At 51.3% G+C, this 26,083-nt stretch carries 24 protein-coding genes and 2 tRNA genes; 14 read left to right on the top strand and 12 right to left on the bottom strand.

Going from position 1 to position 26,083, the window contains the following annotated elements; all coding sequences use genetic code 11:
* The first annotated feature begins 276 nt into the window (after positions 1-276).
* Positions 277-1,272 (top strand): protein-methionine-sulfoxide reductase catalytic subunit MsrP, encoded by a 996-nt coding sequence (msrP, locus tag CBE72_RS12515; protein ID WP_100143918.1) that lies wholly within the window; start codon positions 277-279, stop codon positions 1,270-1,272.
* A complete protein-coding gene (gene msrQ, locus CBE72_RS12510; RefSeq protein ID WP_100143832.1) occupies positions 1,269-1,883 on the top strand; it encodes a protein-methionine-sulfoxide reductase heme-binding subunit MsrQ in 615 nt (204 codons plus the stop codon). The genes msrP and msrQ overlap by 4 nt, the downstream gene beginning before the upstream one ends.
* Before the next feature lie 40 nt (positions 1,884-1,923).
* Here the strand turns inward: msrQ and CBE72_RS12505 are convergent, their stop codons facing one another.
* The 3 genes from CBE72_RS12505 to CBE72_RS12495 form a co-directional block, all read right to left on the bottom strand.
* Positions 1,924-3,243 (bottom strand): GGDEF domain-containing protein, encoded by a 1,320-nt coding sequence (locus tag CBE72_RS12505; RefSeq protein WP_100143830.1) that lies wholly within the window; start codon positions 3,241-3,243, stop codon positions 1,924-1,926.
* Positions 3,240-4,238 (bottom strand): ABC transporter substrate-binding protein, encoded by a 999-nt coding sequence (locus CBE72_RS12500; RefSeq protein WP_100143828.1) that lies wholly within the window; start codon positions 4,236-4,238, stop codon positions 3,240-3,242. Before CBE72_RS12500 ends, CBE72_RS12505 begins: the two co-directional genes overlap by 4 nt.
* Positions 4,239-4,581: 343 nt before the next feature.
* Positions 4,582-4,899 carry a hypothetical protein gene (locus CBE72_RS12495; RefSeq protein WP_100143826.1) on the bottom strand — a complete coding sequence of 106 codons (318 nt, stop codon included), beginning with the start codon at positions 4,897-4,899 and terminating at the stop codon, positions 4,582-4,584.
* Between the two features lie 211 nt (positions 4,900-5,110).
* On the opposite strand from CBE72_RS12495, the gene CBE72_RS12490 reads away from it, so the two are divergent.
* The 3 genes from CBE72_RS12490 to CBE72_RS12480 all read left to right on the top strand — a co-directional run bounded on the left by CBE72_RS12490 (position 5,111) and on the right by CBE72_RS12480 (position 8,014).
* Entirely contained in the window at positions 5,111-5,605 is a 495-nt protein-coding gene (locus tag CBE72_RS12490) for a putative 4-hydroxy-4-methyl-2-oxoglutarate aldolase (RefSeq protein WP_100143824.1), read from the top strand.
* Between the two features lie 40 nt (positions 5,606-5,645).
* Complete coding sequence (locus CBE72_RS12485; RefSeq protein WP_100143822.1) at positions 5,646-7,478, top strand: AsmA family protein; 1,833 nt, start codon at positions 5,646-5,648, stop codon at positions 7,476-7,478.
* A 113-nt stretch (positions 7,479-7,591) separates the two neighbouring features.
* Positions 7,592-8,014, top strand: a complete 423-nt coding sequence (locus CBE72_RS12480) for a BsuPI-related putative proteinase inhibitor (protein ID WP_229671762.1) — start codon at positions 7,592-7,594, stop codon at positions 8,012-8,014.
* 100 nt (positions 8,015-8,114) lie between these two features.
* On the opposite strand, the gene CBE72_RS12475 is transcribed toward CBE72_RS12480, so the two are convergent.
* From CBE72_RS12475 to gloB, 3 genes are all read right to left on the bottom strand, one after another.
* The gene (locus CBE72_RS12475; protein WP_100143818.1) at positions 8,115-9,665 is read right to left on the bottom strand and encodes a methyl-accepting chemotaxis protein; all 1,551 of its coding nucleotides are present in this window, start codon (positions 9,663-9,665) and stop codon (positions 8,115-8,117) included.
* 159 nt (positions 9,666-9,824) lie between these two features.
* A complete protein-coding gene (locus CBE72_RS12470) occupies positions 9,825-11,357 on the bottom strand; it encodes a lytic transglycosylase (RefSeq protein WP_229671764.1) in 1,533 nt (510 codons plus the stop codon).
* A gap of 281 nt (positions 11,358-11,638) precedes the next feature.
* On the bottom strand, positions 11,639-12,451 hold the full coding sequence (gene gloB / locus CBE72_RS12465; RefSeq protein ID WP_100143814.1) for a hydroxyacylglutathione hydrolase: 813 nt from the start codon (positions 12,449-12,451) through the stop codon (positions 11,639-11,641).
* A gap of 116 nt (positions 12,452-12,567) precedes the next feature.
* Between gloB and CBE72_RS12460 the strand changes: the two genes are divergently transcribed.
* On the top strand, positions 12,568-13,311 hold the full coding sequence (locus CBE72_RS12460) for a class I SAM-dependent methyltransferase (RefSeq protein WP_100143813.1): 744 nt from the start codon (positions 12,568-12,570) through the stop codon (positions 13,309-13,311).
* A gap of 5 nt (positions 13,312-13,316) precedes the next feature.
* Complete coding sequence (locus CBE72_RS12455) at positions 13,317-14,231, top strand: LysR substrate-binding domain-containing protein (RefSeq protein ID WP_100143811.1); 915 nt, start codon at positions 13,317-13,319, stop codon at positions 14,229-14,231.
* Here CBE72_RS12455 and rnhA read toward each other — a convergent pair.
* Entirely contained in the window at positions 14,228-14,704 is a 477-nt protein-coding gene (rnhA, locus tag CBE72_RS12450) for a ribonuclease HI (RefSeq protein WP_100143809.1), read from the bottom strand. The two genes, CBE72_RS12455 and rnhA, sit on opposite strands and share 4 nt — an antisense overlap.
* Before the next feature lie 72 nt (positions 14,705-14,776).
* Here rnhA and dnaQ point away from each other — a divergent pair, with 72 nt between their 5' ends.
* The 4 genes from dnaQ (at position 14,777) to CBE72_RS12430 (ending at position 17,157) form a co-directional block, all read left to right on the top strand.
* A complete protein-coding gene (gene dnaQ, locus CBE72_RS12445; protein WP_100143807.1) occupies positions 14,777-15,523 on the top strand; it encodes a DNA polymerase III subunit epsilon in 747 nt (248 codons plus the stop codon).
* An 8-nt stretch (positions 15,524-15,531) separates the two neighbouring features.
* On the top strand, positions 15,532-16,842 hold the full coding sequence (locus CBE72_RS12440) for a TIGR03503 family protein (protein ID WP_100143806.1): 1,311 nt from the start codon (positions 15,532-15,534) through the stop codon (positions 16,840-16,842).
* Between the two features lie 110 nt (positions 16,843-16,952).
* A tRNA-Asp gene (locus CBE72_RS12435) sits at positions 16,953-17,029 on the top strand.
* 51 nt (positions 17,030-17,080) lie between these two features.
* A tRNA-Asp gene (locus CBE72_RS12430) sits at positions 17,081-17,157 on the top strand.
* Positions 17,158-17,407: 250 nt separating this feature from the next.
* Here CBE72_RS12430 and crr read toward each other — a convergent pair.
* The 5 genes from crr to CBE72_RS12405 form a co-directional block, all read right to left on the bottom strand.
* Positions 17,408-17,917, bottom strand: a complete 510-nt coding sequence (gene crr / locus CBE72_RS12425; RefSeq protein WP_100143804.1) for a PTS glucose transporter subunit IIA — start codon at positions 17,915-17,917, stop codon at positions 17,408-17,410.
* A 119-nt stretch (positions 17,918-18,036) separates the two neighbouring features.
* On the bottom strand, positions 18,037-19,740 hold the full coding sequence (gene ptsP, locus CBE72_RS12420) for a phosphoenolpyruvate--protein phosphotransferase (protein WP_100143802.1): 1,704 nt from the start codon (positions 19,738-19,740) through the stop codon (positions 18,037-18,039).
* An 11-nt stretch (positions 19,741-19,751) separates the two neighbouring features.
* Positions 19,752-20,009, bottom strand: coding sequence for an HPr family phosphocarrier protein (locus CBE72_RS12415; RefSeq protein WP_100143800.1), 258 nt, complete (start codon positions 20,007-20,009; stop codon positions 19,752-19,754).
* 80 nt (positions 20,010-20,089) lie between these two features.
* The gene (locus CBE72_RS12410) at positions 20,090-20,479 is read right to left on the bottom strand and encodes an ACT domain-containing protein (protein WP_100143916.1); all 390 of its coding nucleotides are present in this window, start codon (positions 20,477-20,479) and stop codon (positions 20,090-20,092) included.
* A gap of 158 nt (positions 20,480-20,637) precedes the next feature.
* Positions 20,638-22,272: a methyl-accepting chemotaxis protein gene (locus tag CBE72_RS12405; protein WP_100143798.1), complete on the bottom strand. Its 1,635-nt coding sequence runs from the start codon at positions 22,270-22,272 to the stop codon at positions 20,638-20,640.
* A gap of 314 nt (positions 22,273-22,586) precedes the next feature.
* Here CBE72_RS12405 and CBE72_RS12400 point away from each other — a divergent pair, with 314 nt between their 5' ends.
* The 3 genes from CBE72_RS12400 (at position 22,587) to CBE72_RS12390 (ending at position 25,932) form a co-directional block, all read left to right on the top strand.
* Positions 22,587-23,285: a DUF3334 family protein gene (locus CBE72_RS12400; RefSeq protein ID WP_100143796.1), complete on the top strand. Its 699-nt coding sequence runs from the start codon at positions 22,587-22,589 to the stop codon at positions 23,283-23,285.
* 644 nt (positions 23,286-23,929) lie between these two features.
* Positions 23,930-25,021 carry a PfkB family carbohydrate kinase gene (locus CBE72_RS12395; protein WP_100143794.1) on the top strand — a complete coding sequence of 364 codons (1,092 nt, stop codon included), beginning with the start codon at positions 23,930-23,932 and terminating at the stop codon, positions 25,019-25,021.
* Positions 25,015-25,932 carry a pseudouridine-5'-phosphate glycosidase gene (locus CBE72_RS12390; RefSeq protein ID WP_100143792.1) on the top strand — a complete coding sequence of 306 codons (918 nt, stop codon included), beginning with the start codon at positions 25,015-25,017 and terminating at the stop codon, positions 25,930-25,932. Before CBE72_RS12395 ends, CBE72_RS12390 begins: the two co-directional genes overlap by 7 nt.
* Positions 25,933-26,083 lie beyond the last annotated feature (151 nt).

Raw genomic sequence — 26,083 nt, 5'->3', positions numbered from 1 at the left:
TGTCCCTTGAGTGCAAAAAAAAGAGGAGCGAAAAACTCGGATAGAGTCGCAGAATGAGCACTCTCCTTCAAGGGCTTGAGTATCCAAGCTCTGGATAAATGGCCAAGAGTTGCCCATTTTGTCCCCCTTGTCAGCCAAGGTTCAGTCAACGGGGCAAGGATTTTTCCAGGCGGGAAATTTTTCTTTATCTACCTGGGTCTAATAAACTGAATTGACTGCAGCTATTGAGAGGTCACTGTGAGCAATAAAAAATTTAAACCGGGTATTGGCAGGCAAATGCCCTGGGAGTTGCCGACAGCTGAAGTGACGCCGGAGGCCGTGTTTCGCGATCGGCGCAACATAGTCAAGGCGTTGGGGCTCGGTGCCATAGGCGCCAGTATTCCCGGCCATGTTCAGGCAGGCCTGTTTGACCTTTTTGGTGAAAAGCGCGAGAGCGAGGCATTTGTCACCTCAAATCTCAACTATCGCAGCAACCCTGAGTTTCAATTACCGGGGAGCCTGACACCCCTTGACAAGGTGATCCGCCATAACAACTTTTACGAGTTCGGCACCGGAAAACAAGATCCCTTCGAAAATAGTCAGGGTCTCAAGGTCGATCCCTGGATGCTTAAAATCGAAGGCGAGGTCGAGCGCCCCTTAACGCTGGACTATGACGATCTGCTCAAATTGCTTCCCCTGGAGGAGCGCCACTATAGATTGCGTTGTGTCGAGGCCTGGTCCATGGTGATCCCCTGGGTCGGCTTTCCGCTGGCGGCTTTGCTGGCCAGGGCCGGTGTTAAATCCTCTGCGACTCATGTGGCCTTTGAAACCCTGTTTGATCCCGAGCAGATGCCGGGGCAACGCAATCGCTTGATGGGCGGCGGCATTCATTATCCCTATGTGGAGGGATTAAGACTCGATGAGGCGATGAACGAGTTGAGCTTCCTGTCGGTCGGCCTCTATGGCAAGACGCTGCCGCCGCAAAATGGGGCTCCTGTGCGTTTGGTGGTGCCCTGGAAATATGGTTTCAAGAGCATTAAATCTATCGTGAAAATTAGGCTTTTGGACAAACAGCCGCCGACCAGTTGGAATCAGCTGGCAGCCCATGAATATGGTTTTTATGCCAACGTGAACCCAGGAGTGGATCATCCTCGTTGGTCACAGGCGACAGAGCGGCGGATTGCCGAAGGTGGGATCTTCTCTGCCAAACGGATCCCGACCCAGATGTTCAACGGCTATGGTGAGCAGGTCGCGCATCTGTACCGGGATCTGGATTTAAGGAAATACTATTGATGCGTCTAGCTCCCAAGCAACTGCCTTGGTTAAAGGCGTTGCTGCATTTGGCCGCCGGTTTGCCCCTGCTTTATTTGGTCCTGCAAGTGGTGACAGACAGGGCCGGTGGCGATCCTGTGCAATATATTATCCATTTTACCGGCAAAGGGGCGCTCAATGTCTTGGTGGCCACCCTGCTGGTATCGCCTGTTGCCAGAAAATTCAAATTGGGGTTGTTGATGCAAACCCGGCGTTTGCTTGGACTCTGGGTATTTGCCTGGGCCTGTTTACACATTCTCAGCTATTTCAGCCTGGATCTGCTGTTTGCCTGGGAGTTGCTGTTCAGTGAAATTATCAAGCGTCCCTATATTTTGGTGGGGGCCAGCGCTTGGTTGTTGCTTGCTGCGCTGGCGCTGACCTCGTTTAAGGCGTTGCAGCGCCGGATGGGGCGACGTTGGCAACAACTGCATTACAGTATTTATGCCATAGCCCTGTTGGTGCCTGTGCATTATTACTGGTCGGTGAAGTCTGAAATCATTGAGCCTAGTCTTTATCTTGCGGCCATGTTGCTGTTGTTGGCGATAAGGCTGCCGAGGTTCAGCTGGTTTAGGCGTTTATGGCCGGTTGTTTGAGTGCTGGTTATGATTAAGCTTTTGCAGGTAGCCAGGATAATCAGGATTGAGAACTGGGCTTGGCAAAGCTGTAGCGCTGTTTTGCCTGGGGGCCGGTGGCGGCCTGAGACTCTTTGGCCTGATACATGGCATTGTCGGCGGCGCTGATGAGTTCGGCCAGGGTATCGCCATGCTCGGGATAGAGGCTGATGCCGGTACTCAGGCCAACCTCCAACCTTTGTCCCTGCCAAGAGATATCCGTACCCAAGGCGTGAATTTTTTCCAACACGGCACAGACTTCTTCTCGGCTATTTATCGGCTCTAGCCAGATGATAAACTCGTCGCCGCCGATGCGGGCCACCAGATCCGAGCGTCTTAATGTATTTCTCATCCTTTTGGCTATTTCCACCAGTACTGCATCACCGGCGCTGTGACCAAAGCTGTCGTTGATGGGTTTGAATTTATCCAGATCGATAAACAGTAGCGCCGCTTTCAGTTGCTGACGTTGGCAGCGCACTATGGCGTGTTCCAGCTCGGTGGTGGCGGCGCCGCGATTGAGTGCGCCGGTGAGATCGTCATGATCTGCTAGGTAGCGCAATCTATCCTGTTGCAGTTGTAACTGCCGGGTTTGTGCTTCCACTTCCAGCTGTAACTGCTCCTTTCGTTCAGTCGTTTCCATCAATGCCTGTTTCATGTTGTTGAATTCATTGGCCAGCTCTGAGAGTTCATCCTGTTGTTCCAACTGAATGCGGCTGTGAAGATCGCCTCTGGCTAGATCGCGAATACCACGTTTCAAACTGGCCAAATGGAGACGAAAGCGCCTAAGCGTGTGCAGCGTAAAGCCTGTCACCAACAGGGCGATAGCCAGCAGCAGGGCACCATTGAGATAAAGATGGCTAAGTTGCAATTGCCGCGCCTTATCCATGGTGTAATGTTGAAAGCGAAACAGATCTTCGCTCATGGATTGAATGCTCATATTGTATCTGGACTGTAACATACTGCTGACCAAAGGGGTTTCTGCTATCCGAGGCAGTTTTGGCAAAGAGTGGTCAAGTAGAGTGTTGATGTGTTCGCTCTGACGTTTGAGATTTGCCAACAGTTGTTGCTGATGTTTGTCATCGACTTGAGTCACATTTAACAGCGCATTGAGGCGCTGCAGATCCCGTTGGGTATTTTCAACGGCCTGGATATCTCCGTACTGCTGCAGCAGCCATAAGTTGGAACGCAACTGATCCAGATGTAATTGCAGGCGCACCAGTTTATGCATTTGGTCGAAGGTTTGTTGGGAAAAATGGCGTTGCTGCAATAGTGACAGTGCCAACACCAGAGTCAGGACAATGCAAAGGCTTACCAGAATCATGAGACGGCTGGAAAGTTTCATCTGTGCTCCACCAATGACATGTGCTGTACCTGATCCAGCGGGACCGGGTCGATAACACTTCTGAAATCCGGTAACTGCTTGGCCGTTATGGTGCCGCTCGACATCGCCCAACGCCCTTGGGATTGCAAGTTGCTGAGCAGGCTGTTACCCAACGATAGGCGAAAGAGATAGTCGGGCCAAAGCGCGGCTATCTCCTCAGTAGGAACTTGCAGGAAGTCGGCCACTATCCGGTTGGCCTCCTCTGGATGCAAAACAATAAATTCACTGGCGCGCTTCAAGGCTTTCAGTATTCGCACATGATGCTCGTAAAACACCTGATTATCGGCTTTGCGGCTAATCAGATTGAAGGAGAGACTATGTAATCCTCTACTGGAAAATTCATTGACTTCCCCTGGATGTTGCTTCAGCAGCTGAAAGCTGTAGGGTTCCCAAACTGAGATGGCATCCACATCGCCCGCCAGTAGCGCCGGTGCCAAATCAGAGGGTCGAATATTGACACGAATAGGGGTTATTGCAGGGGGGCCGGCGATGTTCAAAATCGTATCCAGAAAATACTCGCTGGCACTGCCGGTGACTATGCCTACGCGTTTGCCATCCAATTGTGCCGGAGTGGTGATACCGCTCTTATGTAGGGTTAACAGTTTGATGTCATTGTCCGACTCCGCAAAGCTGGCGAGCACAGTGAAGTCTGTTCGTTTGAAACTGTTGAACATCACCACAGATTCTGAGCTGGTGGCTAGATCGGCTCTGTGGTTGACCAGTGCCTCGAAACAGATATCTCCGCCTTGAAGGGGGTGCAACACCACATAGATGCCTTCTCGGGCAAAAAACTCCAGCTTGTCGGCAATGATAACCGGGGCTGAAAGTAGCGAGGTGGACACCGCGATACGGACCGGAGTTTGATTGAGTCTGACGGGATAATCCGTTTGTTTTTCCCCGTAGAACCAAACAAATAAAATAAGTAACAGAGCCAAAGGTAATAATATTTTCCCCATTGTTCTGCTGTCCTCCGATCACATAAGAATTATTGCTTTCTCCAGCCGGAGAACTCCCTAAAGTGTAGTGCAAACAACAAGGAAGGGAATAAAACTCACCAGTCAGCAAGACGCTTTGCTGCCGTGGGGAGCGTGTTTCTTGTGTGGTTTGATCCGCAGCGATTGGACCTATTCATAGTGGCGAATGAGTCGAAACTGCCGGGTGATAATAATGATTTGCTCGAGGCAAATAGGAGGATGTACTTTATATGAAGAGAAAGACATCAGTCGATGGAAATAAAAACGCACAGAGGCTTATTATCAGTAATACTCTGTGCGCTCTTAGCCTAGCGAACGAGTGCTATTATTTATCGGTATGGCTGGCCATATAATTTAGCACTTCGTCATAGGACATATTGAGTTCACGGGATAAGTTAATGACCTTGGTCTTAAAGGTTTGAACTTGTTCTTGTTTATGCAAGTTATTCTGTGTTTCTTCAACTAGTTCATTGACCGCTTGTTGCAGCAATTTGAGGCGCCTAAGGCTGTAATCCAAAGACTTCAAATAACGGGTCATCTGTTGTTTGTTTCTGGCTTGCTCAAGATCCGTTGAGTGTTTTTTTTCATATCCATATGCATCGAGCGCCGCTATAGCACTCTGCAAATCGAGATCTTTTGTCATGTATGTTCACTTAAAAACGAAGTTTTGCCCGAAAGGGTGGACAGGATAAAGGGATCGCCAAGCTGTCACCTGCAATAGTTTATAGTACATTTCTGAACTTACTCAAGCATTTCCCTACATAACGCCAATGATGCTCCTTCTGCTATTATGAAACTTGTGGTGCTCGGGCAAGGGCGTTAACCTAGAAAGTCCTATTTGCACGGAGGCCTATATGCTGGATTTGTTACCGGATCTCTTTGATCACTATGAGAATGATCTCATGTTGCTGCCATCTGTTTTTCGTCAGTTTGGTGGTAAGTCTATATTTTGGGGCGAAATCGTTACCGTCAGGTGTTTTGAGGATAATTCCATGGTGAAACAGCTGTTGGCGACCGATGGTACGGGCAAGGTGCTGTTGGTGGATGGTGGCGCCTCTACAGCCAAGGCCCTGATGGGCGATCTTATTGCTCAGAGTGCGGTTGACCATGGTTGGCAAGGGGTGGTGATTTATGGCGCCGTGCGCGATGTTGCCACGTTGGCGACTATGCCTCTGGGAGTTAAGGCGCTGGCGGCGGTTCCAATCAAAACTGAGCGCAAGGGTGTGGGAGACATAAATTGCACTCTTACTATCGGTGATGTGCAGATCACGCCCGGCATGATGCTTTATGCCGATGATAATGGCATCGCCGTCAGTCAAACTCCCTTGAATATGGCCTGTATCAGTTAAACAAGTGCCTTTGTCCTTATTGTTGAACAAGGAAACCATTATGAAAGTTGTTAAGTGGATACTGGGTATTGTCGCGGTATTGTTTCTCGGTCTAATCCTATATTTGACCCTACTTTTTGATCCCAACGACTTTAAACCCCAAATAGTCGATGCGGTAAAAAAACAGACGGGGCGTGAGTTGGTCATCAGTCAGGATCTCGACTGGACTTTTTTTCCGACTCTGGGGATTGAATTGGGCGGTATTAGCCTGAGTAATCCGGATGGTTTCGATGAGAAACAGATGTTGGCGGTCAACCAGGTGGTTGCAGAAGTCGCCTTGATGCCGCTGTTTCGTAAAGAGGTGGAAATTGCCCAGTTAAACCTCGATGGCTTGAAATTGGAGCTCATTACCCAGAAGGACGGTCGCAACAGTCTCGATGGCCTCAGCGGTGATGCCGGTACGGCCAAGGAGCAACCCCAGAGTACCGCAGGCAATGCTCAGGGACTGGCCAGTCTCAATATCGGTGGTATCAATATCACCAATACTCAAATCCATCTGCTCGACAAGCGCAGTAGCAGTGACCAAACCTTTGTACTTGAGTCGCTGACCCTGGGCGAGTTTTCGCTCGGCAAGTTTGCGCCTTTGGCTTATAAGTTCAGCGGCAGCATGCCGGAGATGAAAATTGCCAGCGAGGGCAAAGGGCAACTTAAGATTTCACCGGACATGAAGCAGTTGGAGATCACCGGCTTTGCCATTGAAAATCGTGTCGAAGGCAAGAGTATGCCCGGCGGTAAGCTGAGTGCCGATCTGAATGCCGATGTAAAACTGGATCTCAACCGTCAAAACGCCGAGCTGGTATTGAGCAGCCTCAAGGTGGCCGACATTGAAGGTAAGGGTAACCTCAAAGTGGCTTTCGGCGGCAAGGTGCCGGATGTGAAAGCCAAACTGGCGCTGGGGGAAATTGATCTCGACAAGTTACTGCCTGCCGGTGAGGAAGATAAAGCCGCAGCCAAAACCACTGAATCGGCGACAGCCGCCAAGGCCAGCAGTGAACCTGACCTGAGTGCGATGAAGCAGGTCAACTTCGCCATGGATCTAACGGTTAAGGCCATTAAGGTTGCCGGTTTGACTACTGAAAACTGGCAGATGGATCTGGCATTGAACAATGGCGTGCTGGATATGAAGCAGCTCAGTGCCGACTTGTATCAGGGCAAACTGATGAGCAAGGCACAGCTCGACGGCCGCAATAAGGTCGCCAGCTACAGCTTTGATACTCAGTTAAGTGGCGTCAAAATTCAACCTCTGCTCAAGGATGCGGCCGATCTGAAAATTCTCGCCGGTGCTACCGCTTTTAATGTCAAAGGTAAAGGCAAGAGCCTAATTCCAGATAACATCAAGCAAAATTTGGATGCTAACGGCAAGTTTGAAATCAGCGACGGTGCCCTTTATGGCGTGAATATCCCTCATATGATCCGCAGCGCCCAGGCCAAGCTAAAAGGTGATTTGTCGGCTCAGGAAGAGGGCGAACGCAAGACAGACTTCTCCAGCCTGACCGGCAGTTTCAGTCTGAAAAATGGTGTGGCCAATAATCCGGATCTGGCGATGGCATCACCACTCATTCGCTTGGCGGGTGCCGGTAGTGCCAACCTTATCAGTGAGCAACTGGACTATAAGCTGAAAACCTCAGTGGTCGGCAGCCTCAAGGGCCAAGGCGGTGAAGGCAAGAATGAGCTGGCCGGTGTTGAAATTCCGCTGGTGATCTCCGGTTCATTCCAAGAACCCAAGTTTGCGCTCGACACTCAGGCGCTGTTTGATTCCAAGCTTAAGGAAGAAACCGAGAAGGTGAAAGACAAGCTTAAAGACAGCATCTTCAAGAAACTCGGAGGTCTATGATGCGTACTGTTTTGCCTATGATGGCAGTGCTGGTACTAACAGGCTGTAGCGGATCCAATGCCGCCGCAGCATCTGTTACCCAGCAGAATCCAATCGGGATGGAGGAAAGCCGAATGCCAACACTGCACTTTGGTACCATCAAAAAAGCGCCGACACCGGCGTTGCTTGAGGGGCGGCTAACGTTTAGTGAACTGGTCGACAAGCAGCCGTTGCAGGCGATGCTGGAGATCCGTAATTTAAACGAATATGCGGTTGGGATCCGTTTCAACTCGGGAATGACGGCGGATCTCTGGTTGCTGGATGATAAGGAACAACGAGTCTGGGCCTGGTCTGATGACATGATGTTTACCCAGGCGCTCCGAGATACTCGCCTTGAGCCTGGACAGGCATTGAAAGTGATGTTCAAGGTGTCGGCCAAGACACTGGAACGTATCGGCTCAGAGGGATACAGCTTCCAGGCCCGCTTTATGGGTAAACCTTTGGAGTCCAAGCTGGCGGCCATGGCTATGCTGGAAGTGCCGGTGGCGAGACGCTAACTCTATATTCATGATGTAAACAAGGAAAAAAGTCAGGCACTGCCTGACTTTTTCTTTTATAAATTAGAATGTTATTCAGTTTTGTGAATGGTAAAACGCATCAGAACTGAGCAATCAATTCCTTTTGCCGTTCGCTTTGGCGAGTGAGCTCTTCGCCGTGATGACTCGCAGCTTCACTATTACTCGTCAGGCTGCCAACCCCTTGCTGTAGCTGTTCGGAGTGATGGTGCAACTGTTCAACCACACAGGCCTGCTGCTCGGTGGCAACGGCTATCTGTTGGCTATGGGCGGCAATCCGCCCAAGTGCCTGGGTAGCCTCGTCCAATCGCTGTGCCAATCTTTGTTCCAATTGCAGACTCTCTTGAGTCAGTTGTTGACTGTGGGCCATTTCAGCCACCGTCTGCTGGCTCTGCTGACTGAGTTCGGCAATGATTTGATGGATTTCTCCGGCAGATTCACTGGAGCGCATGGCCAGATTGCGTACTTCATCGGCTACCACGGCAAATCCGCGTCCGGCTTCACCGGCTCTGGCTGCTTCGATGGCGGCGTTCAGTGCCAACAGATTGGTTTGATCCGACAGCTGCTCAATCACTTCCAGCACAGTGTTGATGCTGGTGCAGCATTTATCCAATTCCAGCAACTGGTTTTCTACTTTGCTCAACAATGCCGCGATTTCGCCGCTGGCGGCGCGGCTGGCGGCTAGGGCTTCCAGAGTCTGCTGGTTGCTTTGTTCCAGTTCAGTTACTTCGTTGGCAGTTTCAGCTGAGGTGTTGGCAATTTCGGCCACAGCACCTTTGAGTTCGTTAATGGCATCGCCTTGCTGTTTCAGGGCACCGGTTTGTTGTGCCAGTTCGCGATAGTTGGCGTCGACGGCCGCTTGATGGGCACTCAAACTGTTATCGAGGATCTCACCACTGTCTCTTATCCGCCCTGTGATGGCAAAGATCTCGGCCTGCTGCATTCTCAGGCTCAATTCCAGTGCGGCGAGTTCATCTGTGCTGTTGCAATAAATGGCCTGCATCAGAGGATTATTTTGTACCCCTTGGCTCAGTTCAGTGAGTTTGCCTAACCTGTGCTTGAGTCTGAAAAGGTTCCAGCCCATGATGCCTGTCGCCATGGCAATGGAGGCGACTTGCCATAGACCCGTTAACCAGGGTAGGGGGAGTAAGCATAGCAGCGATGCCCCCCAACCCAGGGCCAACTTGGTCGTCAGGCCGAGTTGGACGCGTGGGAGTACCGAACGCCCTTGGTTGATGGCCTGATAACATTCCTCGGCTCGGGCGATAAGCTCAGGGCTTGCCTGGGTACGCACCGATTGATATTCAACGATTTTACCTTTGCGGCGGATCGGAGTGACATAGGCGTTGACCCAGTAGTGACCACCGTCCTTGCGGCGATTTTTCACCAGTCCCATCCAACTGTTGCCATTCTTGACCTGTTGCCAGAGATCGGCAAAGGCCGCCTTGGGCATTTGAGGATGACGCACTATGTTGTGGCCGTGGCCCAGCAACTCTTCTCTGGAATAACCACAAAGATCAATGAATTCTTGGTTGATATGGGTGATTCGTCCTTTGAGATCTGTAGTCGATAGAATTCGGGCATCTTTTTTAACAGGGGTTTCGATGCCGGTAATGGACAAATCTCTGCTCATCTTGGTTTTGTTTAGGTTGAATTAATACAGCGGATGATTATCGACAAAGATGAACATTAAATTTGTGATAACGCACAGAGGGATCAGGATTGTAATAAAGCAGCTTGCAAAATTTAGATCTGGATCAATAGCGGCATCTAGGATGCCGCTCGATTGGGATTAGCTTTTGACTCTGGTCACATCTACAAACAGGGTCAACATTTGCCCGGGTTGTAAGTATTTATTGGCCTTGAGTTGGTTCCATTCCAGCAGGTCATTGACTGTGACACTGAATTTACTGGCTATTCGGGCCAGAGAGTCACCCGAGCGCACCTTGTATTTCACGGTGCGCATGACAGCATTGGCATTTGGTGATTTGCCTTGGGTGCGACTCCAGATAGTCAACTGTTTGCCTGGACGCAAAGGTGTTTTGGCTGAGATCCCGTTCCATTTCACCAATTCATTGACACTGACATCATGATCTTTGGCAATCTGCCACAGGGAGTCACCGGCCTTGACCTGATAGCTACGTTTGCTCTTGCCGGATCTATTCTGACCCAGACGCTGCTCTTTGGAGAGCGGGTAAGCCGAGGCGTCCTTGAGGGCGACCGGGATCAACAAGTGCTTGCCGGCGACAATATTGTTACCGCTGATGCCGTTGACAGAACGGATCACATCGATGCTGGTATGATGCTTTTGGGCTATTACTCCAAGAGAGTCACCCTTGCGGATCTGGTATCTAAGCCAGTTGAGGCGCTCGCTCGGCTCTGTGCTGGCCAAGGCGATCTCAAATTCTTTGGCCTTTTCCAAAGGTAATACCAGCTTGTGTGGGCCATCTGGCGCGGTGGCCCAGCGATTGAACCCTGGATTGAACTGCTGCAGTTCATTGACTTCCATACCGGCAAGGCGGGCTGCCAGGGCCAAGTCTATCTGACTACCGACATCGACTACTTCCAGCTTCTGCTCGTTGGCGATCGGCGTGAGCTTAATACCATATTTGTCGGCGTTCTTGACCACATCGGCCAGTGCCAGCAACTGTGGTACATAACGCTCAGTTTCCTTAGGCAGGGACAGCGACCAGAAGTCGGTAGGCTGCCCCTTTTGGCGGTTGCGCTTAACCGCATTCAACACCCGACCTTCGCCCGTGTTATATGCGGCAATGGCATAGAGCCAGTTTTCGCCCGTCTTGTCGTAGAGGTATTCCATCATACTCAGCGCGGCTGTTGTGGCCGCCGGCACGTCGCGACGTCCGTCATACCACCAGTTGATATTCAGGCCAAAATGCAGCGCCATGGGCGCGGTAAACTGCCACAGCCCGGAGGCGGCGCCATGGGAGTAGGCAAAAGGGTCGAAGGCGCTTTCTACTATCGGCAGCAGCGCCAGTTCCATCGGCAGTTTACGCTCTTCTATCTGCTCGACAATCAAATACATGAAAGGGGCGGCCCGCTCGGAGATCTGCTCTAGGTGCCTTGGATTATTGATGTACCACTGGCGGTATTGGCGCACCAGTTTCTCATCGGGTATTGGCATATTGAGCTGGTTGCGGATCCGCTGCCACACATCAGTGACAGCCACTTCTGGCTCCCTGAGTACTTGTGGCGCCCGGGTGACGGCCGGTGGCGGGGTGACTTTCACCTGTGCTTCGGTCGTGGACTCCGGCGCCTGAGACAGCAGCTGACAGCCGCCAAGCAGGGAAAGGCTCCCTGCCAACATAAAAAATCTGATTTGCTTCAAAAACAGCAACCCTCGAATGATGGCCTGAACAGACAGGCAAACGCACATCAAACGGAAACCCGGGATAGGCCTGGTCCCTTGGCCCGGGATAGCACCTTGGGCGGTACTCTTTCTCAGGTTGGGTTTCCGTGGTGGAAATAGATACTGTTGTCGCAGATAAAATATCTTCTGCAACAATAAGATAAGTCGATTATAACTTGGTTGTTTCAACACCAGGCCATAATGGCGACGCAAAAAAGCGGCTTATTGTAACCCGGTTTTCAGAAATTGTCTTTCCATTGCCTGAGAACTGCAAAGCGGCTCACGGGATCATCGCAGGGCTTACTGCTGTGGGCCTCCAGTACGCTCTGCAGTGTGTCTTTTTGACAGCGCATAAAGGGGTTGATGGCCTTTTCACGACCAATAGTGGAGGGGAGTGTGGGGTGTTGCTGCTTGCGTAGTGCTTCGGCTTCAAGCCTGTAGGCTGTAAGCGCTTGATTGTCCGGCTCTACGGCTTGGGCAAAACGCAGATTGGCCAGGGTATACTCATGGGTGCAATACACCTTAGTGTTGTCAGCGAGGGCAGCAAACTGACTCAAGGAATGGTACATCTGCTCGGCGCTGCCTTCAAACAGGCGGCCGCAGCCGGCGCAGAACAGGGTATCGCCGCAAAAGAGGGCATCGCCAATCAAGTACGCGATATGATCCAGCGTGTGCCCAGGAACCTTGAACAGTCGGCACTCGAGAGCAAACCGGCCTTGCCCTGGCTCAAGCCGATATTCGCCTTCCTCTGCTAGTGGCTGGGTAATGCCTTTGATGGCCGGATTGGCCGGCCCGTAAACCGGGAGCGAGCCGAAAGTTTCCTTTAAAGCCAGGATGCCACCGGTATGGTCGCCGTGGTGGTGAGTTATCAATACCCCGGCCAAAGTCAGGTTATTTTGCGCCAAAAATGCCAACACCGGCGCGGCATCCCCCGGGTCTACCACCCAACAACAATCACCTTGAGGCGCCACTATGGCCCAGATATAGTTGTCATCGAAAGCCGCTATCGGCGTTATCTGGGGCTTGGAGAGGGGGGCGTTGGCGTTGGACATAAGCTCGGGACTCCTTTAAATCGGCGGGATCAGTTTCAATTTTACTGAGCCTCATACTTGCTTGTATAGGTGTTTCGTTATTAAGCTGAGCTTAGAACCGCTTTACCGGAGTATCTATGCCGCTCTCGTCTGAGTCCAGACCCAGCTCTTGGGACAGTTTGCCTGCCGGTGAGACTATCAAACGTGAACTGGAAAGCAAATTGACCTATTGGTGGCCAAGAGTGTTTGGTTACCACCTGTTGCGCCTGGGAGCCTTAAGCCATGAACTCGAGATTAGGCGCTGCCCGGTCGGGCACCAGTTTTCCCTCTTTCCTGCTAAAGGCGCTTCCATAGTCGCGGATTTTGCCGAGCTGCCGCTGGCGCCGGCCAGCATAGATGCGGTGGTGATGAATCTGGTGCTGGAGTTTGAGGCCGACCCTTACCGGATTTTACGCGAGGCTGATCGGGTACTGGTCAGCGGCGGGTATTTGTTCATCGTCGGGATTAACCCCTTCAGCTGCGCCTTTTTCGGCAAGTTGTTGCCCAGATTTCAGCAGGCCTTACCCTGGAGCGGCCATTTCTTTATGCCGGCTAGGGTTAAAGATTGGCTGGGGCTCCTGGGGTATCAGGTGGTGCATGACGAGCGGCTCTTATACCATTCGCTGCTCAGTGAAGCCGCGCCCTTGAAGATATGGCATCATTGGCAGCAAAAATGGCTGCCGGGTACCGGCTCTCTGTATCTATTAGTGGCTCGCAAGCTGGATTCGCCGTTGACCCCCTTGGGGGATAAACGTCGTCAGCGGATCCCCGGCTGGCAGCCTACGCCAACACCGGGATTCTCCGGCAGGCAACTGGAGCGCTACACTAAAAAAGAGCAATAATTTTAATGCGTATTACCCTGAAACAGTTGATGATTTTTGAGGCCGTGGCTCGCAGTGGCCAGGTGGCTAAAGCGGCCGAGAGGGTTAATCTCTCCGCGCCGGCCACTTCTATGGCGTTGTCGGAGCTTGAAAAACAGCTCGATACCCGTTTGTTTGAGCGTATAGGCAACCGCTTGCAGCTCAACTCTCAAGGCAGCCTGCTGCTGCCTCTGGCCAGCGATGTGCTGCAGCGCATCGAGCGTATAGAGCAGGCGTTTACCCCGAATAATCACGAATTGGCCGGTATGTTGAATGTCAGTGCCAGCTCTACCATAGGTAATTTTCTGCTGGCCAAAGCTGCGGTGGCATTCAGCCAACAACACCCTCAGACTCAGGTCGACTTGGCGATAGACAATACCCGCAAGGTTATTCGCGATGTGGCCGAGTTTCGCGCCGAGTTGGGCTTTATTGAAGGTTACTGTCTCGACAGTCGTATCGCCGTGTTGCCCTGGCATCAGGACTGTCTCAAGGTGTTCTGCCATCCGGCACATCCGCTGGCGGGAAGCAAAGTCTCGCCAAGCGAGCTCAAAGGACTCTCCTGGGTATTGAGAGAAGAGGGCTCTGGCACCCGGGAGTATTTTGTCGATGCCGCCAACCGTTTGGATCTGCAACCCGAGGCCCGTTTTTGCTTCCCTACTCCCGATGCCATCAAACAGGCGGTGAAACAGGGCGCTGGGCTCGGAGTTTTGTCTGAACTGACACTGGATAAAGAGCTGGCCCGTAGAGAGTTGGCGTTGGTGGAGGTGGAGGGGCTGGCGCTTGAGCGGCCGTTTTACCTTATTCGCCACAAGAGCCACAGCCTGACGCCATTGGCGCAGGCCTTTATCGACTTTTGCGGCAAATTTTTGAAACTCAAGACTGTCGCGGACAAAGGTGTTTAGAGACTGGCCTGATAACCCTGATCGACAGTGGCAGGATTGGCTTCGGCGGCTTCTCTTGCCAGGGCGTCGCAACGCTCGTTCTCCGGGTGTCCGGCGTGGCCCTTGACCCAGCGCCAGTCTATTTGATGTTGTTGCGTGGCCTTATCCAGCCGCTGCCAGAGATCGACATTTTTCACCGGCGTCTTGTTGGAAGTGACCCAGCCTTTTTTCTTCCAGCCGTGGATCCATTGGGTGATCCCCTGGCGCATATATTGGCTGTCGCTGGTTAGCACGATTTTGCAAGGCTCTTTCAGGCTTTCCAGCGCGATAATGGGGGCCAGCAGCTCCATGCGGTTGTTGGTTGTCAGGGCAAAGCCACCGGAGAGTTCTTTGGTATGTTGTTTATAGCGCATGACGACACCATAGCCGCCGGGGCCGGGATTGCCCAGGCAAGAGCCATCGGTGTATATCTGGATCTGTTTCAGTTCGCTCATCAAGTTGTTACCATATCCGGCAAATGCGGGCGAGTATACCCGTAAATTCACTCAGGAAGCTGCAAAAAATAGATGAATATCATATCGAATGCCAGTCGGCAGATCATTCTGGATACCGAAACCACAGGTATGAACCAGGGCGCAGGCCCCGTCTATCAAGGCCACAGGATCATTGAGATCGGTTGCGTGGAAGTCATTAACCGCCGCCTGACCGGCCGCACTTTCCACCAATACATCAATCCGGGCCAGCCCATTGATGAAGAGGCGATCGCGGTTCACGGTATTACCAATGAGAGGGTGGCCAACGAGCCCAGGTTCCAAGAGATTGCCGCCGATTTTATCGCCTTTATTCAAGGGGCGGAGATTGTGGCTCACAACGCCTCGTTTGACGTGAGCTTTATGGATCATGAGTTTTCCATGACCAATCCCCGGGGACCGGTGACGGCGGATATTTGTCAGATCCTCGACTCCCTGGCCATCGCCAAGTTTTTGCACCCAGGGCAAAAGAACAATCTGGATGCCCTGTGTAAGCGCTACCATATAGACAACTCCCGCCGCGAGTATCACGGCGCTTTGCTCGATGCCGAGATCCTCGCCGATGTATATCTGGCGATGACAGGTGGTCAAACCAAGTTCAACCTCTCCAGCGATCAAGCCGGCCAGGAAGCCGGCGGCATCGTTCGTCTCGATGCCAATCGCGCAAAACTTAAAGTGATCACCGCTTCGGCCGATGAATTGAATAAGCATGAGCAAAGGCTCGATTTAGTCGCAAAATCAGGCAAGTGCCTCTGGCGTGAAGAACCACAACTTTTGGATTGAAACAGATAATGGGATTGAGACCAGCGCTGAGCCTCATGATGTGTCTACTGCTTGGCCTGGGTGCCCCAGCGGTAGCAGAGGTGATACCCAAAGAACAAGCCTCGGAGCTTAAGAACCGCTTTCGGGTCGACCATATGGTCGACAGAATTGTGCTGCTTGTACAGCGGGAATATGGCTCGGCTCCTGTCGTTGTAGTCTTACCCGATGGCAGTAAATGGTATGCTTCGCGCCACCCAGAGAATGTCAAGTGGACCGATGGCGTGGCAGGCGACATGATCTCGGTGGAAAACCCGGTGCCCGGCCCTTGGCAGCTCATTGGTAAAGTGGTGCCCGGTTCGCAAATCACTCGGGTGTCTGATTTGGGGGTCGATGTGGATGAACTGCCTCAACCTCTTTATCAGGGCGAGCGCCTAAAACTGACTGCTCATCTTACCGGTGACTCGCTGAGAATGCGCCTCCCCGGGCTTGAATACTTGTTGCAATGGACGGCGCGTTTTGTTTCCTCCCACAAGCCGGGCGATGAAAACTTTGCCGCCGGTACCCTTATTGTCGGTAGTTATCAAGACAACGGCGAGGCATTAGACGAGCGGCCCGATGACGGTACCTTTACCTCCAACATTAACCTCAATCAACCCTGGGGCGATTACACCCTGCAAGTGAGTGTACAAAACGACGTGTTTGAACGTGAGTTTAAGCAGTCATTTCGGCTGGAGCCTTCGCCTGTAGATATCAAGGTGGTAGAGCCGGAGGATCCTCTGACTCAACCCTGGGGGCTGGCGCTCACTGCGAACCCCGAGATTCTGCGCCTTGACGAAACCTATTTCGATATTGAACTCTTGGGCCCCGCCGGATTGCAGCTGCCTGTGACGCTGCGTCAGCCCACAGAGGGGACCACGCAACTCGTGCTGCCCCAGGTGAGCGATTTTGGCAGCTACCGTATCAAGGGCAGTGTATTCAGCACAGACAAGCAGGGAAGGGAGTTGGTATTGAGCCTGCCGGAGCGCTTTTTCAATTTTGTCGAACCTCCCAAGCCACCACCGAGCGCCGAAGAGTTGGCCGCCAGGGCTGCCGCCATTGCGGCTAAAGAGGAGGCGGCAGCCAAACAGAATGCCCTGTACCTGATCATTGGCGGCAATGTCTTGTTGTTGTTGCTTGGGGTCGGTGCCATTCTGTTCTGGCGAAAGCGTCAAAGTTTGAAGCAGGCGTTGGCGGCGGCCGAAGAACAATTGTTAGCAAAGCAACAGGCGGCCCCAAAAGAGAATGACATGCCGGAAATCGATCTGACTTTGCCTGATGAAGATGAGCGCAAATCCAACTGAACATCTTGATTATTAGTGGATTGCTGATTTTTTAGCTGCTTGAGAGACTTTTAAGGAAAAAACTGTTGACGCTGGCATGGGCGCTACGTATTATTCCCGGCAACTTGAGTGGAGCGGTAGTTCAGTTGGTTAGAATACCGGCCTGTCACGCCGGGGGTCGCGGGTTCGAGTCCCGTCCGCTCCGCCAGTCAAGTTAACGAATTTGAGTTTTATTGCCCAGGCGATAAAGCAAGATTTTGGAGCGGTAGTTCAGTTGGTTAGAATACCGGCCTGTCACGCCGGGGGTCGCGGGTTCGAGTCCCGTCCGCTCCGCCAAAATTAAAAAGCCCGAGCTAGTAATAGCTCGGGCTTTTTAATTTATCGTCTTTGAATTTTCATCTTCAGTGTTCTTGGCCCCAGTTATCTGATGACTGACTTTCAACCTGTTCGGAACTATCGAATGATCTGGGGTAGAAAGGTTTTTTCGCTATAAACGTCTTTGGGGAAAGGGCGGTTTGGCAAGTTTTACTATTGAACAGGCAAGCCAAATGTAACTTGGAGTCGCAATCGGCTTGCCGGCAAATCTTTAAATTTGCACGGTGAAAATGACATCTTTACCGGCGCTAACGCTGCCCTGGCGTTTTTCCAGATATTTCACATCTTCCATATTGGCCAGTACTACGGGAGTAAGAAGGCTGTTGACTTGATCCTTGAGAAACTCGAGGTCAAATTCCAATATCGGCTCACCGGCTTTTACATCCTGACCTTCTTGGGCGAGGCGTTTAAAACCTTTGCCTCTGAGTTCTATCGTGCCAACGCCAAAATGCACAAACAGTTCCAGCCCTTGAGGTGACTCTATGCTAAAGGCGTGGTTGGTCTCAAAGATTTTGCCTATGGTGCCGTCAATGGGAGCCAGCATAAACTGGCCTTTGGGTTCAATAGCTATGCCATCACCGACAATTTTTTCGGCGAAAACAACATCCGGGACTTTTTCAATGGCAACAATATCACCACTGATGGGGGCATAAACTTGAATACCGCCTTCTATACTGGGCTGCCCCGATACCATACGGCGGATGCGGCTTAAAAATCCCATGGGTTTTTGGTCCTTTTATTCTTGGTTTCCGGCTGACTTAGGGGTTTCCGGTTGAACTGTCCCTCGACAACCTGAGGTTGGGGAAGGGGATTTTTGCTTAGCATACTGAATTAACAACTTTAATGACAGTGGGAGAGCAGGGATTCCAACTCTGTAATTCGAGTGCATGCTAGGGCTTTTTGGGCCAGTTGTGTGAATTGACTGAAGTCGCCTTCGCACAGTGCTGCCTTCACCTCCAGCAAGGCCCCGGGAGTGACAGACAGTTCATCCAACCCCATCCCCATTAATATTGGAGCAATTCTGGGATCCGCTGCCAGTTCGCCACACAGGGAGACAGGAATGCCAGCGGCTTTGGCTTCTGCCACTGCGATGGCGATCAGTTTGAGTATTGGCGGCGAAAATGAGGGAAAACTTCGGGTCAACTCTGGGTTGGTCCTGTCGGCTGCCATGGCATATTGGGTTAAGTCGTTGGTACCGATACTGATAAAGTCTAACTTGGGTAGCAAACTGGGGAGATTCATCACGGCGGCCGGCGTTTCCACCACTATGCCCAGTTGAATATGGCCATAGTCTTTGTTGGCGTTTTTAAGCTGTCGCTTACAGATTGCCAGTAGTTCCAATACAGCATCCAGCTCTTCGACCTGATTGACCATGGGAAGCATAAGACGAACATGGCCATGATTTGCGGCTCTTAATACCGCTTTTAGCTGAGTTTTAAGGAGCTCTGAATGCTTGAGAGTGTAGCGCACGCCGCGCATTCCCAGCGCTGGATTATCTTCAACTTCCTGTTCAAGGCAAGGAAGTTCTTTATCGGCGCCTATATCTAGGGTTCTGATGGTAAAGGGTTGACCCGCGAGCAGTTGCAAGGCATCGCAATAGAGGTTGTACTGTGATTTTTCATCGGGAATGCTGCTGACATTCATCAACATGAATTCGGTTCGAAATAGTCCTATTCCCTCGGCGCCTACCTGAGGTAAGCGGGAAATTTCATTGAGGTTGCCCACGTTGGCCAGTATCGATAACCGTTGGCCATCCAAGGTTTGGGCCGGTCGTTCCCGGTATTTTTCCAGCGCACTGCGCCTGACCTGTTCCTTTTCAAATCTTTGATTGAGTTCAGTGATTTCAGTAGTCAATGGTCGAACATAGAGCGCACCCTGATTGGCGTCCAAAATGAGCGGATCACCCGGGTGAATGTGGGCCTTTTGATAGTCACAAGAAAGCAGTGCCGGCAATCCGGCCGCTCTTGCCAAAATTGCGGTATGACTGGTGAGTCCGCCGGTTTTCAGCACCAGGCCTTTGATATGCTCGAGTGGCAGCAGGGCAAATTCTGCCGGTGTCAGATCTTGGGCCAGCAAGATAGTATCCTGCTCGAGTTCCCCCAAACTGGCCGCATCGGCACCGTTGATGCTGCTGATAAGCCGTCTGCCCAGACAGCGAACATCCAAGGCACGGTTGGCCAGATAGGGGTCATCCAGAGATTCAAGTTCACTGGCATGATGGGCAAAGACCCGTTCCACTGCCGCGGTAGCCGAGAATTGTAATTTACTGACGGATTCACGAATTTGCTGAACAAGTTCAGCATCTTCCAACAGTAGCAGATCGGCCTCCACTAATTGAAAGTTGTCTGAATCTTCGGTCAGCTTATCGAGAGTTGTATGGAGTTGGTGACACAGTCGTTGCAGCGCCTGATCCAGTTTATTCAGTTCGTCAGCAACCCTGGCAAGTGGCAACAGACGGTAATCCATACTGTTGTCAAAAGGGTTATAGACAACCGCCTCTCCAAAGGCGATACCCGATGAGACTGCGATTCCATCCAGGCGCATCTGCATTCCTCTTAGCTTAAGGTGATCAGTAACTCTGATACCCGTTCAACGGCTTGGTGAGCCTGTTCACCTTCGGCAAAAACTCTGACGGACACACCGTGATAGAGTCCCAATGTTTGCAATTTGAACAGGCTCTTGGCACTGGCTTGCTTGCCCTGACATTCAACCATCACATCACAATCATACTGCTTTGCCTCTTTTACCAGCAGGGCGGCAGGGCGAGTATGGATCCCGTGTTTAGCGGTAATAGTGACGATTTTTTCGTACATAGACTTCTTTGACTCACGTAATTAATTGAATAATATCCAGTAACGGCCAATTTTTTGCAAGACTTCAGGCAGTTGTATCATCACTCATCATATTCAATCACCTGGTATTGCTGCTTTTTAAGCGCGCGAATGGCGGTTTCCAGTTTATCTTTTTTAAGCAGTATATAGTCGGTGTCGAAGGTTGAAACGGTAAAGATACTCACATGCACATCGGCAAGGGTGGCAGAGATCCTGGCCATGATCCCTGTCATGGAAAAACCCAGCGGCCCCATGAGTTCGAGACAGCGCCAGTTTTCCTCTTGCTCGAGGCTGTCGAGTGTCAGTTGGCAATCGACAACAATTGAGAGTTCTTCCCGGGTTTTGGCAATAAAAAATAGCGGCTGGCTCAGTACTTCGGCGGGAACCTGGGTATCTGAGCTGAAACTGTGAATAGTAAATAGCTGCGGATGGACCGCCAGTGTCATACGCAAAGCCCAAATACCTCTCAATCTTTTACGCTTGGCCCGGAGTGGTTTAGCCGTTTGATTGATGTGCAAACCACACGGTTCAGCATATCACAAGCATAAGGGGGCGGAACAAATTCCGCCCCCTTATGAGGATGATAGTTGGCTTTTTGGGGCTTGGTTAATCAGATTTTGAACTGTCCCAAGGTACGGCGCATGTTTTCACTGATCTGCTGCAGCGACATGGCGGCATTTTGATTATTGGCATTGGCCTGAACCGATACTTGGGTCAGTTCGGAAATGGTACTGACGTTGCGGTTGATCTCTTCGGTTACCAATGATTGCTCTTCGGTGGCGCTGGCCAGTTGAGTGTTCATATCGCTTATCTGTGCTACCAATGACAGGATTTGATCCATGGCCGAACCTGCCGCCTCAGCCTGCTTTTGCAGTTCAGAAGATTGATGCTGGGTTTGTGCATTACTGTCCATGACAGCACTGACGCCAGACTGGATCTCACTGATCAGCTTATGAATTTCATTGGTGGAGTCCTGAGTACGGTTGGCCAGGGCGCGCACTTCATCGGCCACAACCGCAAAGCCGCGGCCGTGAGTACCGGCGCGGGCGGCTTCGATGGCGGCATTGAGTGCCAGGAGGTTGGTCTGTTCGGCAATGGTGCGGATAACGTCGAGAATGCCGCCAATTCTGCTGGAAGCCTGACCCAGGGTCTCTGTGAGGTTCTCTGCCGCCTGCAATTCGCGCACCAGTTCCTGACAGTTTGCCAAGGTTGTGTCCATGGTTTCTTTGCCGCTGAGGGCTTGTTGTTTGACGCTGGAAGCAGCATCGGCAGCCAACTGGGTGTTGTTGGCCATCTCCTGAGTGGTGGCCAACATTTGGTTGACCGCAGTGGCCACACTGGCGGTTTCTCTGTGAATGTTATCTGCGCTGTGGTTCGACTCTTGAACCGCGACCGTTAAATGCTCGGCATCCTCCCCAAGTGATGCACCAAGTGGCTGCAATTCGCTGACGGTTCTACCTATCTTTTCGACAAAATTATTGAAGGCGCGGGCTAGAGCCGCCACTTCGTCACGGCTTTGACCATCGAGGCGCTTGCTGAGATCCCCTTCGCCTTGGGCGATATCTTCCATGGCGGCGATCGCCGTCTTGAGTGGTGCGGTAATCGATTGATTGAGTACCAGGAAAAACAGAAAAATAGGCGTGGCAATCAGTACCATAATCACTACATAGTCCATGGAAACTGACATCATGGTGGCATTGATATCACTGATATAGGTACCGGTCAGCAGAGTCCAGCCCCAGTCTTTATCGTATCTGGCCTCTGTGAGTTTTTCTTCGATATTACCGTTGGCGGGATTGTACATAGCATAACTGAGTTTGGCGCTACCTTGGGCCTTGGCTTGCTGTTGCAGTATGGCGAGGGGATTGGTGCCATCCTTGATGCTGTATGATGCGATGGATTGACCTATCTTTGCGGGCTCGGCACCGTGGGCAATGATTTGGCCATTATCCGACAGCAAAATGAAGTAGCCTTCACGGCCATAACGCATCTGGCTCACCAGAGTGGCCGATTCTTGCTGAGCCTGTTCGAGTGTCAGTGTTCCTGCTTTGGCTTGTTCGCGGTGAGCAGCGACTACCGAGAGCGCGGTATTCAACTGGGCGTCATTTTGCAGCCATTTTTGAGTGAGCAGGTTGTCGTATTGTTCTTTAATGGAGAAACTGGCGAAACACAGGGTGCCTATCGCAGCCAGAACCAGCATAAGAATGAGCCGCTGAAGGATGGTGAGCTTCCTGAGTAATGCCATGTTGTGCTCCTTTGTTATTTCTTTTTAGGTAGTTGCAGCGACTATAACCCGCAGGAAAAACCAAGTGAAACCTTTTTACATTGAGTGTCTCGCTTTGTTGATCTGCTTCATTGTTCTGGTTTTTTCTGTTCAAACCAAGGTGGAAGCGGCCGATAGTTTCAAGCTAAGCTTGTGTCTATATTCGCCTTAATATCAAAAGCTTAAGATACATAGGGTTACATTTGGTGGCGTATTTCTAATTATTTGTTTTCATTTGATTTTTGCGGTAAAACGGCTCAAAATTAACCTCATATCTCTATTATTGGTCTCATTCCATGAATACACCTCAAGTCATTAGTTCAGACGATATTTTGCTTAAACTCTGTCACTCTGTGACCCATGTCTTGTCGGCCACCACTGCCAGCACGCTGTCTCATGCCGGTATAGTGCAAAAAATAACTCGCACCCGACTCAAGCCGGACCTAGGTTGTTTTTCTATCTTTGATGGCGGTTTCTCAGGCTTGGTGGTGATCAACTTTTCGGCGGCGGCTGCCTTGGAAATCTATCGCCGTTATATGTTGCATATGGGCATGCCGGAGGAGGAGTTGGCTTTCTCTCATACTTCGGATGAGGTGGGCAATGTCATGGGCGAGTTGATGAACCAGATGTTGGGGGATTTTATTGGCAAGGTGTCCAAGGAGCTGCAAACCTCCATCAGTCAGAGCCAGCCTAAAATGTTGACTATCAACAAAGAGCTGACTATTTCCATCGATGCCAACCTAGATGAGCCCATTGCCCGCAGAGTGTCGTTCAAAACAGAAAACAACCACATCTTCTATCTGGAATTCGCCATGGACAAGACAGAGTTTATCCGCCTGGCCGAATTTGAAACCGATGAGGAATTTGACCCGGATCTTCTGTTGGCTCGCCACGGTAATCAACAGGCGCAGGGTAAAACGCCTGAATCACCTTGGGTGAAAGCTGCCAATACCGATGATGATACCGACGATCTATTTAAAGAACTTGGGATCTGACGTTCAGGCGCAAATCACTAAGTCTTAGCGCTTGCGGGCGGCAATGGACCGACCGCAAGCTATCATATTTTCCATCCGTGCCATGAGTCAGTGGAACTTGAAGGGGATTTGAGTTTGTTATCGAGCCTTTTCTTTCCCTCTGAGTCTTCTCTTCTGTGACTTTTCTTTGTTTGATTTCCCTACAGCATTCAACTAACGATTTTCAGTTTATTCACTGGTGTCCAAGCGATAGTGGCGAATGCATGTTCCGGTCGATTATAGACGCCAAATAGATTGTTCATCGTGTTTAAACTAGGTCCTTACGTGACTGGCCAAGGTCATCTTGCCTCTGGTTCTTGGTCGGCAAGGTGAGCGCCGCTAACAGTTAAACCTCGCTCACTTTAATACAACAGCTGTTGCGCTCGAATTTTCCGCAGTTAATTTCAGATATTCCCATTGTTTCTTTAACGACAAATGTCTCGCCATTTTTATTTTATATTTCTGATTTTAATGGTTTTTTAAAAAACTCTGGTTTGTTAAAAAATGTTTTTCCGATCACAAAGTCATCATTTGGCGTTAAATTCCGCTTGCTAGGCGTCGGTACAATGTTTATTGTGCAAACAAAAGTTTGTCACGTAAACAAATGTTTGTGCAGGAGCGCGCCAATGACAGAACGTGAACTCGAAATTCTGGCCCTGATTAAAGCTGACCCATTGATCCCACAGCAAAAAATTGCTGATCAATTGGGCATAACCCGCTCTGCCGTCGCAGGTCATATCATGAACCTGACTCATAAAGGTGTGATCCGTGGTAAGGGTTATATCCTGGTGGAGAACCCCTATGCGGTAGTGATAGGCGGCGCCAATATGGATATTCTTGGTCGGCCGGCTTCCAAGCTACGGGTGGGGGATTCCAACCCTGGCAGCGTCAGTTGCTCACCCGGCGGTGTTGGGCGTAACATTGCCGAAAACCTGGCTCGCCTGGGTTCAGATACCCGGCTGGTAACGGCGATAGGCAAAGACGCTTATGGTGAAATGATCACCGCCCAGTGTCGTCAGGCCGGAGTCGATATGGGTAACAGCTTGCAGTTCGAAGATGCGGTGACCTCCACCTATCTTTCGGTACTGGATGGCGACGCCGATATGCATGTAGCCATCAACGACATGGCCATTTTGGAAAGATTGGGCCCCGATGTGCTCAAGGGGCTGGAAGATATGCTGCGCCGCGCCGAACTGCTGGTGTTGGATACCAACCTTTCTGAAGCCGCCTTATCCTATCTTTTGAGCAACTTCCCTCAAGTTCCGGTATTTATTGACACGGTTTCCTGTGTCAAGGCGATGAAAATCAAGCCTTACCTTAACGCCATCCACACCCTCAAACCCAACCTCAAGGAAGCCGAACACCTCTCCGGCATCGAAATGCGCAGCAAAGAAGATTTAAGCGCCATCGCTAACTGGTTCCATGAGCAGGGCGTTAAACGGATCTTCCTCAGTATGGGCAGTGAAGGGGTATTTGTCAGTGATGGCGGCGAGTCGCAGATGGTGCCCACCAAGCAGGTGGAAATGGTTAACGCCAATGGTGCCGGAGATGCCTTCCTGGCCGGATTGGCTCACGGTTGGCTCAAGCAGTGGCCATTGCTGGAAACCACAGAATTTGCGATGGCCGCGGCCCGGTTGGCGCTGTCTCATATCGCAACTATCAACCCCAATATGTCTGAAATCTCTGTAAACCGTATTATCAAGGAGTCGTTATGCTGAAGCAGTATCTGGATATTCATCCTGAAGTTCAAGCAGCCCTGGAACAAGGCAAACCGGTGGTCGCGTTGGAATCGACCATTATTTCTCATGGTATGCCGTATCCGCAGAACGTTGAGACAGCGCTCAAGGTGGAGCAGATCATCCGTGATAATGGCGCTGTACCCGCAACCATCGCCATTCTCAAGGGCCGCCTCAAAGTGGGCATGAGCCAGGAAGAGATCAATTACCTGGGCAAGGCCGGTGAAGCCGTTATCAAAACCAGTCGCCGTGACATTCCCTTTATTGTTGCCAAAGGGGCAGACGGTGCCACCACAGTAGCTTCTACCATGATCCTGGCGGCAATGGCCGGTATTAAGGTGTTTGCTACCGGTGGTATCGGCGGTGTGCACCGCGGCGCTCAGCAAACTTTCGATATCTCTGCCGATTTGCAGGAGCTGGCCAACACAGATGTAGCTGTGGTTTGCGCCGGTGCCAAGTCTATTCTGGATCTGGGCCTGACCCGTGAATATCTGGAAACGCAAGGCGTGCCTGTCGTTGGTTTTCAAACTGATAAACTGCCGGCTTTCTACACCCGCGAGAGTGACTTCGGTGTCGACTATCGCTTGGATCAGCCGGTAGAAGTGGCGGCCGCCATGAAGGCCAAGTGGGACATGGGGCTCAAGGGCGGTATGGTGATTGCCAACCCAATTCCTCACGAGCATGCGTTGGATAAAGCACTGATCGATGGCGCCATCGCCCGCGCAGTGGCTGAAATGGATGAGAAAGGCATAGGCGGTAAGGCTTCAACGCCGTTCCTGTTGGCCAAAGTAGCCGAAATTACCGAAGGTCACAGCCTGACAGCCAACATAGAGCTGGTATACAACAATGCCAAGCTGGCGGCTGAGATTGCCCGCGAGTATGTGGCCCGCTAATAAGGCGGCATTCAAGGTTACTTGAGCTAACTCAACCAACCCGGCGATTGCCGGGTTTCTTTTGAGATGACATATCGCCCCTGAGCCAAAGCATGCCAAAGCTCAAATCGGACAAATAGTGTCTTAAAAAGGGATTAATCCCGCCAAAGCC

Source organism: Shewanella carassii, assembly GCF_002777975.1.
Classification (GTDB): domain Bacteria; phylum Pseudomonadota; class Gammaproteobacteria; order Enterobacterales; family Shewanellaceae; genus Shewanella; species Shewanella carassii.
This window is presented reverse-complemented; position numbering and strand designations above follow the sequence as displayed.

Bases quoted from the DNA above. Each gene is read 5' to 3' on its own strand.
- rnhA (WP_100143809.1), bottom strand. From the start codon at position 14,704: ATGAGCGAACTGAAACAGATCCAGATATACACCGATGGCTCTTGCCTG.
- dnaQ (WP_100143807.1), top strand. From the start codon at position 14,777: ATGAATATCATATCGAATGCCAGTCGGCAGATCATTCTGGATACCGAA.
- msrP (WP_100143918.1), top strand. From the start codon at position 277: ATGCCCTGGGAGTTGCCGACAGCTGAAGTGACGCCGGAGGCCGTGTTT.
- CBE72_RS12495 (WP_100143826.1), bottom strand. From the start codon at position 4,899: ATGACAAAAGATCTCGATTTGCAGAGTGCTATAGCGGCGCTCGATGCA.
- CBE72_RS12415 (WP_100143800.1), bottom strand. From the start codon at position 20,009: ATGTACGAAAAAATCGTCACTATTACCGCTAAACACGGGATCCATACT.
- CBE72_RS12405 (WP_100143798.1), bottom strand. From the start codon at position 22,272: ATGGCATTACTCAGGAAGCTCACCATCCTTCAGCGGCTCATTCTTATG.
- CBE72_RS12395 (WP_100143794.1), top strand. From the start codon at position 23,930: ATGACAGAACGTGAACTCGAAATTCTGGCCCTGATTAAAGCTGACCCA.
- CBE72_RS12475 (WP_100143818.1), bottom strand. From the start codon at position 9,665: ATGAGCAGAGATTTGTCCATTACCGGCATCGAAACCCCTGTTAAAAAA.
- gloB (WP_100143814.1), bottom strand. From the start codon at position 12,451: ATGTCCAACGCCAACGCCCCCCTCTCCAAGCCCCAGATAACGCCGATA.
- CBE72_RS12500 (WP_100143828.1), bottom strand. From the start codon at position 4,238: ATGGGGAAAATATTATTACCTTTGGCTCTGTTACTTATTTTATTTGTT.
- crr (WP_100143804.1), bottom strand. From the start codon at position 17,917: ATGGGATTTTTAAGCCGCATCCGCCGTATGGTATCGGGGCAGCCCAGT.
- CBE72_RS12400 (WP_100143796.1), top strand. From the start codon at position 22,587: ATGAATACACCTCAAGTCATTAGTTCAGACGATATTTTGCTTAAACTC.
- CBE72_RS12480 (WP_229671762.1), top strand. From the start codon at position 7,592: ATGCCAACACTGCACTTTGGTACCATCAAAAAAGCGCCGACACCGGCG.
- ptsP (WP_100143802.1), bottom strand. From the start codon at position 19,740: ATGCGCCTGGATGGAATCGCAGTCTCATCGGGTATCGCCTTTGGAGAG.
- CBE72_RS12390 (WP_100143792.1), top strand. From the start codon at position 25,015: ATGCTGAAGCAGTATCTGGATATTCATCCTGAAGTTCAAGCAGCCCTG.
- CBE72_RS12470 (WP_229671764.1), bottom strand. From the start codon at position 11,357: ATGTTGGCAGGGAGCCTTTCCCTGCTTGGCGGCTGTCAGCTGCTGTCT.
- CBE72_RS12440 (WP_100143806.1), top strand. From the start codon at position 15,532: ATGGGATTGAGACCAGCGCTGAGCCTCATGATGTGTCTACTGCTTGGC.
- CBE72_RS12505 (WP_100143830.1), bottom strand. From the start codon at position 3,243: ATGAAACTTTCCAGCCGTCTCATGATTCTGGTAAGCCTTTGCATTGTC.
- CBE72_RS12460 (WP_100143813.1), top strand. From the start codon at position 12,568: ATGCCGCTCTCGTCTGAGTCCAGACCCAGCTCTTGGGACAGTTTGCCT.
- CBE72_RS12490 (WP_100143824.1), top strand. From the start codon at position 5,111: ATGCTGGATTTGTTACCGGATCTCTTTGATCACTATGAGAATGATCTC.
- CBE72_RS12455 (WP_100143811.1), top strand. From the start codon at position 13,317: ATGCGTATTACCCTGAAACAGTTGATGATTTTTGAGGCCGTGGCTCGC.
- CBE72_RS12485 (WP_100143822.1), top strand. From the start codon at position 5,646: ATGAAAGTTGTTAAGTGGATACTGGGTATTGTCGCGGTATTGTTTCTC.